At 36.6% G+C, this 10,093-nt stretch carries 8 protein-coding genes and 1 tRNA gene; all 9 read left to right on the top strand.

The features are described 5' to 3' along the window. A partial coding sequence (gene murD, locus ABIQ27_RS14415) for a UDP-N-acetylmuramoyl-L-alanine--D-glutamate ligase (RefSeq protein WP_348034617.1) occupies positions 1-837 on the top strand: 837 nt, incomplete at its 5' end. A gap of 88 nt (positions 838-925) precedes the next feature. Next, on the top strand, positions 926-2,215 hold the full coding sequence (locus ABIQ27_RS14410; RefSeq protein WP_348034616.1) for an FtsW/RodA/SpoVE family cell cycle protein: 1,290 nt from the start codon (positions 926-928) through the stop codon (positions 2,213-2,215). Positions 2,216-2,254: 39 nt separating this feature from the next. Beyond that, the gene (gene murG / locus ABIQ27_RS14405; protein WP_348034615.1) at positions 2,255-3,346 is read left to right on the top strand and encodes an undecaprenyldiphospho-muramoylpentapeptide beta-N-acetylglucosaminyltransferase; all 1,092 of its coding nucleotides are present in this window, start codon (positions 2,255-2,257) and stop codon (positions 3,344-3,346) included. A 107-nt stretch (positions 3,347-3,453) separates the two neighbouring features. After that, positions 3,454-4,806 carry a UDP-N-acetylmuramate--L-alanine ligase gene (gene murC, locus ABIQ27_RS14400; protein ID WP_348034614.1) on the top strand — a complete coding sequence of 451 codons (1,353 nt, stop codon included), beginning with the start codon at positions 3,454-3,456 and terminating at the stop codon, positions 4,804-4,806. A 63-nt stretch (positions 4,807-4,869) separates the two neighbouring features. Further along, positions 4,870-5,592, top strand: coding sequence for a cell division protein FtsQ (locus ABIQ27_RS14395; protein ID WP_348034613.1), 723 nt, complete (start codon positions 4,870-4,872; stop codon positions 5,590-5,592). A gap of 6 nt (positions 5,593-5,598) precedes the next feature. Further along, entirely contained in the window at positions 5,599-6,984 is a 1,386-nt protein-coding gene (ftsA, locus tag ABIQ27_RS14390) for a cell division protein FtsA (RefSeq protein WP_348034612.1), read from the top strand. Between the two features lie 101 nt (positions 6,985-7,085). Continuing rightward, positions 7,086-9,095: a cell division protein FtsZ gene (gene ftsZ, locus ABIQ27_RS14385; protein ID WP_348034611.1), complete on the top strand. Its 2,010-nt coding sequence runs from the start codon at positions 7,086-7,088 to the stop codon at positions 9,093-9,095. Between the two features lie 223 nt (positions 9,096-9,318). After that, positions 9,319-9,768 (top strand): GatB/YqeY domain-containing protein, encoded by a 450-nt coding sequence (locus tag ABIQ27_RS14380; protein WP_348034610.1) that lies wholly within the window; start codon positions 9,319-9,321, stop codon positions 9,766-9,768. A gap of 83 nt (positions 9,769-9,851) precedes the next feature. Then, a tRNA-Arg gene (locus ABIQ27_RS14375) sits at positions 9,852-9,925 on the top strand. Positions 9,926-10,093: the final 168 nt, after the last annotated feature.

Below are 10,093 nucleotides of genomic sequence, written 5' to 3'. Positions count from 1 at the left end.
ACCTACAGACCGGACATAGCCATAATAACAAACATCAGTCCGGATCATTTGGACAGATACGAATATAAATATGAAAACTATATCGCATCAAAATTTAGAGTAACAATGAACCAAACCGAGAATGATTATCTCATTTATGACGCAGATGACGAAGCAATTTCAGAATGGTTCAAAACAAACAAAACAAAGGCCCAATTAATTCCATTTTCATTAACAAAAACATTTGAAAACGGAGCATTTATAAAAAACGACACTATGGACATCATCATCAACAACGAAGAATTTGAAATGAAAACCGGAGAGGTTTCTCTGGAAGGAAAGCACAATATGAAAAATGCGATGGCGGCAACGTCTGTAGCACAACTGATGAAAATCAGAAAGGAAACTATTCGTGAAAGCTTGTCCAATTTTCAGGGCGTGGAGCATCGTTTGGAAAAAGTACTCAAAATTCAAAATGTACAATATGTCAACGATAGCAAAGCGACAAATGTGAACGCTACTTTCTTTGCTTTAGACAGTATGACTGTTCCAACAGTTTGGATTGTCGGTGGTGTCGACAAAGGAAATGATTACAGCGAATTAATGTCTTTGGTGAGAGAAAAAGTAAAAGCGATTATTTGTTTGGGTGTCGATAACAAAAAGATAATCGATGCTTTTGGAAATGTTGTTGATATGATGGTCGAAGTTGATAATATGCGTGACGCAGTAATAACGGCAAAACATATCGCAGAAAAAGGCGATGCTGTTTTATTATCACCGGCTTGTGCAAGTTTTGATTTATTCCAAAACTACGAAGACAGAGGAAATCAGTTTAAAGCAGCAGTAAAGAATTTGTAAAAAGCCATTAGCTTTTAGCAGTTAGCTATTAGCAAAAAATAAATTAAAAAGCTAACAGCTAAAGGCTGATAGCTAACAGCTAAAAAAAATGAAAGAACTAGTAAACAGTTTAAAAGGAGATAAAGTCATCTGGGCATTCGTTGCCTTGTTGGCGCTGTTTTCGTTTATGCCTGTTTTTAGTGCGAGTAGCAATTTGGCCTATATGCGTCATGGTTCCGGAAATGCATTTACCTATTTACTGAAACACGCAGCGCAAGTATTGGTGGGATTTTTTATTCTATACAAAGTTCATAAAGTTCCATATCATTATTTCAAAACGATATCTAAAATTTTATTGCCGGTTGTTTGGATTTTGTTGATTTACACTTTGCTGAAAGGAACCATCATTGATGGTGCCAACGCCAGTCGATGGATCCAGATTCCGTTTATTGGAATCACATTCCAAACATCAACATTGGCTTCAATCGTGTTGTATGTTTTTGTAGCACGCTATTTATCCAAAAAAAGAGAAACTCCGATTACGTTCCAAAACTCACTTTGGGAATTGTGGACGCCCGTTTTTGTGACATTGATTTTTATTCTTCCGGCTAACTTTTCGACAGCTGCCCTGATATTTTCAATGGTAATTATGTTGGTTTTTATTGGAAACTATCCACTAAAATATATCGGAATCATACTTGGTGCCGGACTTATCGGATTGACATTTTTCATATTGGTCGCCAAAGCTTTTCCGGATGCTTTCCCAAATCGTGTAGACACCTGGATTGCCCGTATTGACAATTTTACAAGCGATAAACCCGATGAAGATGATTACCAAATCGAAAAGGCAAAAATTGCCATTGCCTCAGGAGGAATATACGGACTTGGCCCTGGGAAAAGTGTGCAGAAAAACTTTTTGCCACAATCTTCTTCAGATTTTATCTATGCCATTATTGTTGAAGAATACGGAATGGTAGGAGGATTATGTGTTTTGGGATTATATCTTTTATTGCTATTCCGATTTGTAGTAGCAGCACACAAAGCCAATTCGCTTTTTGGAAAACTTGTCGTCGTCGGATTAGGGTTTCCCATAATTTTTCAGGCGTTAACCAATATGGCGGTTGCAGTTGAATTGCTACCGGTAACCGGACAAACATTGCCGTTGATAAGTAGTGGAGGAAGTTCAATTTGGATGACGTGTATAGCACTTGGAATTATTTTAAGTGTGACCAAAAAAGAAGAAGAAATTGCAGAAGAACAAGCCGAAAAACAAAAACGCGAAGACGCTTTACAAAAGCTAATTGACAAACAATTACAGGAAGACGAAGCAGCAGAACTAGAAGATTTTTCAATTGTGGACAAGGCAAACCCGATCGCTGTTGTTTTAAATAAAAAATAATGAATTGCATCGTCCTTCAGAGCGAGGAAAAAAATAAGAATGGGAAATTTAAAATTCATATTAAGTGGTGGCGGAACCGGTGGACATATCTACCCGGCCATTGCTATTGCCAATGAATTAAAAATGCGCTTTCCCGATGCTGAATTTCTTTTTGTTGGCGCCAAAGACAAAATGGAAATGCAAAAAGTGCCACAAGCAGGTTATGAAATTAAAGGGCTTTGGATTTCCGGTTTGCAACGAAAATTGACATTGCAAAATTTGATGTTTCCGCTTAAAGTCACAAGCAGTTTGTTTGAATCAAGAAGAATAATTAAGCAATTCAAGCCAAATGCTGTAATTGGAACGGGTGGTTTTGCCAGCGGGCCATTATTGCAAATGGCAAATATGTTGAAAATCCCAACGGTAATTCAGGAGCAGAATTCCTATCCTGGAATTACGAATAAATTATTAAGCAAAAAAGCCAATGCGATTTGTGTGGCCTACGAAAACCTAGAAAGATTTTTTCCAAAAGACAAAATTGTTTTCACAGGAAATCCGGTTCGTCAGGATTTATTAGAAATTGATTCTAAACGAAAAGAAGCAATTGGGTATTTCAATTTAGATCCAAATAAAAAGACACTTTTAGTTCTTGGCGGAAGCCTTGGAGCCAGAAGAGTAAATCAATTAATTGAAAAAGAAATCTACAATCTTGTTGCAAAAGATATTCAGATTATATGGCAATGCGGCAAATTATATTATCACGATTACAATCATTTTTCTGATGGTCAGCTTGTGCAGGTAGTGTCGTTTATTGACAGAATGGATTTAGTTTATGCCGCTGCAGATTTTGTGATTTCCCGTGCCGGAGCTTCATCAGTTTCGGAGTTGTGTTTGGTCGGGAAACCGGTAATTTTTATTCCGTCGCCAAATGTAGCTGAAGATCATCAAACCAAAAATGCCAAAGCAATTGTTGAAAAAGACGGAGCAATACTGATTAAGGAAAGTGAATTGGATGCCACCTTCGAATCTGTTTTTTCGAATTTAATTTCGAATCAGAATTTGCAAAATGAATTAAGCGAAAACATAAAAAAATTGGCAAGACCAAATGCGACAAAAGATATAGTAGAACAAATAGTAAAATTAATTAAATAACAAAGCAATAACAATTACAATGGCAATAACAATGTTCAATAAAAGTAAAATTGACATTGAATTTTGAGATTGAGATTGAATTTTGACATTGACATTGACATTGAAAAATGAATCTAAACCAAATACATAACGTCTATTTCATCGGAATTGGTGGCATCGGAATGAGTGCTTTGGCTCGTTATTTCCAAAACATTGGCAAGAATGTTTCGGGTTACGACAAAACGCCAACTATGCTTACCGATGAATTGATTGCAGGCGGAATGTCAATTCATTTTGAAGACAACATTAACCTGATTCCAAAGGAATATTATATCGAAAACACGTTGGTTATCATCACGCCGGCTGTTCCAATCACACATTCAGAATGGAACTATTTTATCGAAAGACAATATCAGGTAAAAAAACGTGCCGAAGTTTTGGGAATCATTACCAAAGACACCTTTTGTTTCGCCGTTGCCGGAACGCATGGAAAAACAACGACATCAAGTATTCTTGGGCATATTTTATACGAATGTGGTGCCGATGTTACAGCATTTATTGGTGGCATTGTAGAGAATTATCATTCCAATTTAATTGGAAACGGAAAAACAATAACCGTAGTTGAAGCCGATGAATTCGATCGTTCGTTTTTGCATCTGCATCCAAATATAGCTTGTGTCACGTCAATGGATGCAGACCATTTGGATATTTATGGTGATAAAAACGCAATTGAAGATTCTTTTAGGGAATTTGCCGATAAAGTAGAAGACAAGAATAAACTATTTGTTCCGAAAGGTTTACCGTTAGAAGGATTAACCGTTGGAATCAATGAAGAAGCGACTTTCAAAGCGTTTAATGTCAGAATTGAAAATGGCTATTATGTTTTTGATGTGCAAACGCCATCTGAAACAATTGAAAATATACAATTTGGTTTGCCAGGAAGACACAATTTAATGAATGCCATGATGGCTTTAGCGATGGCTAAAACTTTTGGTTCCCCAACCAAAACCATTGCTAAGGCTATGGCTTCATTTAAAGGAATCCAACGCCGATTTTCGTATCAAATCAAGAATGAGAATCTCGTTTATATCGATGATTATGCACATCATCCAACAGAAATCAATGCGGTGCATCAGGCGGTTTGCGAATTGTATCCGAATCAAAAAGTGCTGGCAATTTTTCAGCCGCATTTATTTAGCAGAACCAAAGATTTTGCAGATGATTTTGCCAAAAGCTTATCGCAATTTGATGAAATTTTGTTGTTAGATATTTATCCGGCACGCGAATTACCGATGGAAGGAATTACGTCAGCCTGGCTGCTTTCAAAAATCGAAAACAGCAATAAAAAATTAGTTTCAAAAACCGATTTAATTTCGTCAATTTTAGAAAGTGACGCTAAAATAATTGTGACAATTGGCGCTGGAGATATTGGTGAATTAGTTCCAAAAATTAAGAGTGAATTGGCTTTAGCCAATCAATAAAAAACAGAATTCAAAAAATTGATTTGCCACATGCTTTAGCGTGTGGATAATAAAAATAAAAACATGAAAATTTTCACTTGGACAAATATCAGATTAGTGTTGATGATTATGGTTGTAATCTTCCTGTTTTCATTCACTTCGTATAGAAATGAGCATCGAAAAATCAAGAAAACAGAGGTTGTTTTTGTGGGTGAAAACACACTTTTTTTGAAACCTGAAATGGTTAATAAATTGTTAATAGAAAAAAATCAAGACCTAAAAACAATCAATAAAGATGATTTAGATTTGAAGAAATTGGAAGCTTCTATCAGCAAACAGCAAATGATCCAAAAAGTGGATGTTTTTGTCAGTGTTGATGGTGTTTTAAAAGCGGTGGTGAAACAAAAAACACCTGTTGGAAGAGTGTTTGATGAAACGGGTTCTTTTTATATTGATTATGAGGGAAATAGAATGCCGTTATCAGATAATTATACAGCCAGAGTTCCACTACTATCGGGGGAAATTATAGTAGTAAAAAAAGAAAAATTATCTGAAGTTTTAAGGATGATTAATGAAGATGAGTTTTTGAAGAAAAACATCATTGGTGTGCAGGTTTTGCCCAATGGCAACTTGGTTATGGCGAATAGAAATTATGATTTTCAAATTGATTTTGGCCAGACTATCAACATTGAAAAGAAATTTAAAAATTATAAAGCATTTTTTCAGAAGGCAGTTTCAGACAGCACTTTGACAAAATACAAAAGGATTAACCTGAAGTTTACTAAGCAAGTAGTGTGCATTAAATAGAAGATTATGGAAAAAGAGAATATTGCAGTAGGATTAGACATTGGAACAACCAAGATTGTTGCCATGATTGGCAAGAAAAATGAGTATGGGAAGTTAGAGATTTTGGGCGTTGGTAAATCCAAAAGTCTAGGTGTGGCTCGGGGAGTTGTTAACAATATCACACAAACCATCCAATCGATTCAACAGGCAGTACTTGAAGCAGAAAATAATTCAGGATATAAAATTAACGATGTTGTTGTTGGGATTGCCGGACAGCACATTCGTAGCATCCAGCATACGGATTATGTGATTAGAAACAATCCGGAAGAAGTAATCAGCGGAAGAGATATTCAGCTTTTGATTGACCAGGTAAATAAACTGGCGATGCTTCCGGGAGAAGAAATTATCCACGTGTTGCCACAGGAATTTAAAATCGATGGACAATCTGAAATCAAAGAACCAATCGGAATGTATGGTGGAAGACTGGAAGCTAGTTTCCATGTTGTTGTTGGACAAGCGTCTTCTATCAGAAACGTTGGAAGATGTATTCAAAGTTCAGGCATTGAATTGTCGGGATTGACATTAGAACCATTGGCTTCAGCAGATGCGGTTTTGAGTCAGGAAGAAAAAGAAGCAGGTGTAGCTTTGATTGACATAGGTGGTGGAACAACAGATTTAGCCATTTTCAAAGATGGAATCATTCGTCACACAGCTGTAGTTCCTTTTGGCGGAAATGTGATTACAGATGACATTAAAGAAGGTTGCTCAATCATTGAGAAGCAGGCCGAATTATTAAAAACAAAATTTGGTTCAGCGTGGCCAGGTGAAAATAAAGACAACGAAATTGTTTCAATTCCCGGATTAAGAGGAAGAGATCCAAAAGAAATTTCTTTGAAAAACTTATCGAAAATAATCCATGCTCGTGTAGTAGAAATTGTTGAGCAGGTTTTCACCGAAATCAAAGCTTACGGACACGAAGATCCACGCAAGAAACTAATTGCCGGAATTGTATTGACTGGTGGTGGTTCACAATTGAAGCACATAAAGCAATTGGTAGAATATATTACTGGAATGGACACAAGAATTGGGTATCCAAACGAACATTTGGCAGGCAATTCAAGCGAAGAAATTTCAAGCCCATTATTTGCAACAGCAGTTGGATTGGTAATGAACAGCATTGAAAACAATTCGAACAGTGCATACAGAATTGAATTAAAAGAAGTTGAAGCAGTTCCAAGACAAGTAGCTTTTCAAGCCGTGGCAGCTCCAATAGTTGAGGAAAGAGTTGAAGTTTCTGATGCAATTGAAGAAGAAATCAATCTTGAAACGGAAACAACAGAAAACAAAATAAAAAGATCATTTTTTGACCGTTATGTTGAAAAGATTAAGGACTTTTTAGATAACGCAGAGTAAGAAAGTATTCAGTTTTCAGTGTTCAGAAGGCAGTTTGGAAACAGAATCAAAAAAGACAAACAAGACAAAACAGAATACATAATACCTAATACCAAAATAGTATGATAAGCAACTCAGAATTTGGAAACATCTCATTTGATTTACCAAAAAATCAATCAAATGTGATTAAAGTAATCGGAGTTGGTGGCGGCGGAAGCAACGCTATCAATCACATGTTCAAGCAGGGAATCAAAGGCGTTGATTTTATCGTTTGTAACACAGACTCACAAGCGCTTCAAAACAGTGCAGTTCCTAACAAAATTCAATTGGGTGTAAACCTGACTGAAGGACTTGGAGCCGGAGCAAATCCTGATGTTGGACAACAGTCTGCCATTGAAAGTATTGGCGACATTGAAAAAATGTTGGATACCAATACCAAAATGGTATTCATCACTGCTGGAATGGGTGGCGGAACCGGAACAGGTGCGGCACCTGTAATCGCTCAATTGGCTAAAGAAAGAGATATTCTTACTGTTGGAATCGTAACTATTCCTTTCCAGTTTGAAGGTAAAGTTCGTCAGGAGCAAGCTTTATTGGGTGTTGAAAAATTAAGAAAACAAGTCGATTCACTTATTGTTATCAATAACAATAAATTGAGAGAAGTTTATGGAAATCTTGGTTTCAAAGCCGGATTCTCTAAAGCTGATGAAGTGTTAGCTACAGCTTCACGCGGTATTGCAGAAGTTATTACGCACCACTATACTCAAAACATTGACTTAAAAGACGCCAAAACGGTTTTGTCAAATAGCGGAACAGCCATTATGGGTTCTTCTACTGCTACTGGTGAAAACCGTGCAAAAGAAGCTATCATCACTGCTTTAGATTCTCCATTATTGAATGATAATAAAATTTCGGGTGCCAAAAACGTATTGTTGCTTATCGTTTCGGGTTCAAGCGAAATTACTATTGACGAGATTGGAGAAATCAATGATCATATTCAGTCAGAAGCCGGACACGGTGCGAATATTATCATGGGTGTTGGTGAAGATGAAACTTTAGGTGAAGCTATTGCAGTTACTATTATTGCTACAGGTTTTAATGTTGAACAACAAAATGGAATTGTAAATACAGAAGTTAAGAAAATAGTTCACGCTTTGGAAGATGACCAGAAATTGGTTCGCGATTTAACGCAAAAACCAGTTGAAGTTTTTCAGGCGATTGATACTCCGATAACAGATGCAAAAGAAGAAAAAATAGTTTTCGAATTAATCGAGGATGAATTGGAGGTTGAAGTTCCACAAGCTATAGAAGTTTTGGAAGTTATTGAAACTCCTGCAGTTGTTGCGGCTGTTATCGACGAAAATGAATTGATTGCTATGAATCATTTCATCAGAAACCTGGATGTAACATTTGAAATCGTTTCGCCAATAAATGATATTGACTACAAGGTAACTACTCCGGAAGTTAAGGAAATGAAAGTTATTGAGCCAGAAGCTGTGGTTGAAGAAGAGCAAATCACCTTTACTTTTGATATGCCGGCAATGCCAACATTCGAAAGAGTAGAAGAAGTAAAGCCAGTTGAAGCCGTTGAAGAAAGCAGAATCGTTTTCGATTTGTCTGAATCAGCTGTTAATGAAATCGTAGTTAATGAGCCAGTACAATTTGTGCCGATGACGGAACTTAACGAAGAAGGAATCATCAAATATTCTTTGGAAGAATATATGGAGTTAGAAAACGACTTGTTGAATTCTAAACCAGCGGCTGTTGCTATCATTGAAGAGCCAATTGCAGAAGAGCTGAACATTACAATGAAAACTGAAACTACTCAAAAGCCAAGTGGAATTGTAAGCCATTTTGAAGACATTTCACCAGTTGAAATGACTATCGAAGAAACTTTGAAACACAGAGCTGACGATAGAAGAAAAAAATTGAAAGAGTTCAATTATAAATTCCACAACAATCCTTCAAAAATTGAAGAAATGGAAAAGGAACCGGCTTACAAACGTAATGGAGTAGATCTGTCAAATAATGCTCAAGCTGATACAAACTCAAGAATGTCAATAGGAACTGATAGCAACGATGATACACAGTTGCGTTCCAACAACTCATTCTTGCACGATAATGTAGACTAGTCTACAGATAACCCCCAAAATTGTTGACCCGAAAATTTCATTGAGATTTTCGGGTTATTTTTTTTAACTTCGCAGTGCTTTTTTTAGAGCGAAAGGTTCGGGCATTTTTTGCCTTCCATATTCCCGCTTTCCGTGCTACTTGGTAGCCACTGCAATCGGGGCTAATTTGGAAATCATTTAGCTAAAAAATCTAAGAAGTCTAATATTCTAACAAATCTAAAATATGAGTTTATCAACCCAAATAATGGACGAAATGAAAAATGCAATGCGTGCCAAAGACACCATTGCTTTAGAAGCATTGAGAGCCATCAAATCAGAAATATTATTAGCGCAAACATCTTCTGGAGCCAAAGAAGAAATCACTGAAGACGACGAAATCAAGATATTACAGAAACTGGTAAAAATGCGAAAAGACAGCGCAACTATTTTCACTACTCAAAACCGTCCCGATTTAGCAGAACCAGAATTGGCACAGATTGCTATAATCGAAAAATTCCTTCCCGCACAGCTTACAGAAGCAGAAGTAGAAGCAATCATTGCTAAAATAATTGCAGAGACTGGCGCATCAGGAATCGCTTCTATGGGTAAAGTTATGGGATTAGCCTCAGCCAAAATAGGCGGAGCAGCAGAAGGTAAAACTATTTCGACAATCGTTAAGAAACTTTTAGTCTAGATATCTTAGACGGCTTAGATCTTTAGACTTCTTAGATTTTTCATCTAACTATCTAATAATCTAAAATGTCTAACAATCTAAATGGCTCCGTAGTTCAACTGGATAGAATATCAGATTTCGGCTCTGATGGTTGCAGGTTCGAACCCTGCCGGGGTCACATTTGAAATTAAAAGGAGGACAGCCAGCGGCTGTCAGGTATTAAAAAAGCACTCAAATTTGAGTGCTTTTTTATTTAAACCTTTATGATCTGTTCTGCAACGGATAAAAAACGGAAAGTAAATTCATAACTTGTTGTATAACTTATCAATTTGTTTTTGGGTTAACC

Origin of the sequence: Flavobacterium sp., assembly GCF_039916025.1 — a bacterium.
Classification (GTDB): domain Bacteria; phylum Bacteroidota; class Bacteroidia; order Flavobacteriales; family Flavobacteriaceae; genus Flavobacterium.
The sequence above is the reverse complement of the archived record's forward strand: the minus strand, read 5'-3'. Positions and strand labels throughout refer to the sequence as shown.

What these genes read in the sequence shown, in the direction of transcription:
- ABIQ27_RS14410 (WP_348034616.1), top strand. Translation starts at nt 926, where the DNA reads ATGAAAGAACTAGTAAACAGTTTAAAAGGAGATAAAGTCATCTGGGCA.
- ABIQ27_RS14380 (WP_348034610.1), top strand. Translation starts at nt 9,319, where the DNA reads ATGAGTTTATCAACCCAAATAATGGACGAAATGAAAAATGCAATGCGT.
- murG (WP_348034615.1), top strand. Translation starts at nt 2,255, where the DNA reads ATGGGAAATTTAAAATTCATATTAAGTGGTGGCGGAACCGGTGGACAT.
- ABIQ27_RS14395 (WP_348034613.1), top strand. Translation starts at nt 4,870, where the DNA reads ATGAAAATTTTCACTTGGACAAATATCAGATTAGTGTTGATGATTATG.
- ftsA (WP_348034612.1), top strand. Translation starts at nt 5,599, where the DNA reads ATGGAAAAAGAGAATATTGCAGTAGGATTAGACATTGGAACAACCAAG.
- murC (WP_348034614.1), top strand. Translation starts at nt 3,454, where the DNA reads ATGAATCTAAACCAAATACATAACGTCTATTTCATCGGAATTGGTGGC.
- ftsZ (WP_348034611.1), top strand. Translation starts at nt 7,086, where the DNA reads ATGATAAGCAACTCAGAATTTGGAAACATCTCATTTGATTTACCAAAA.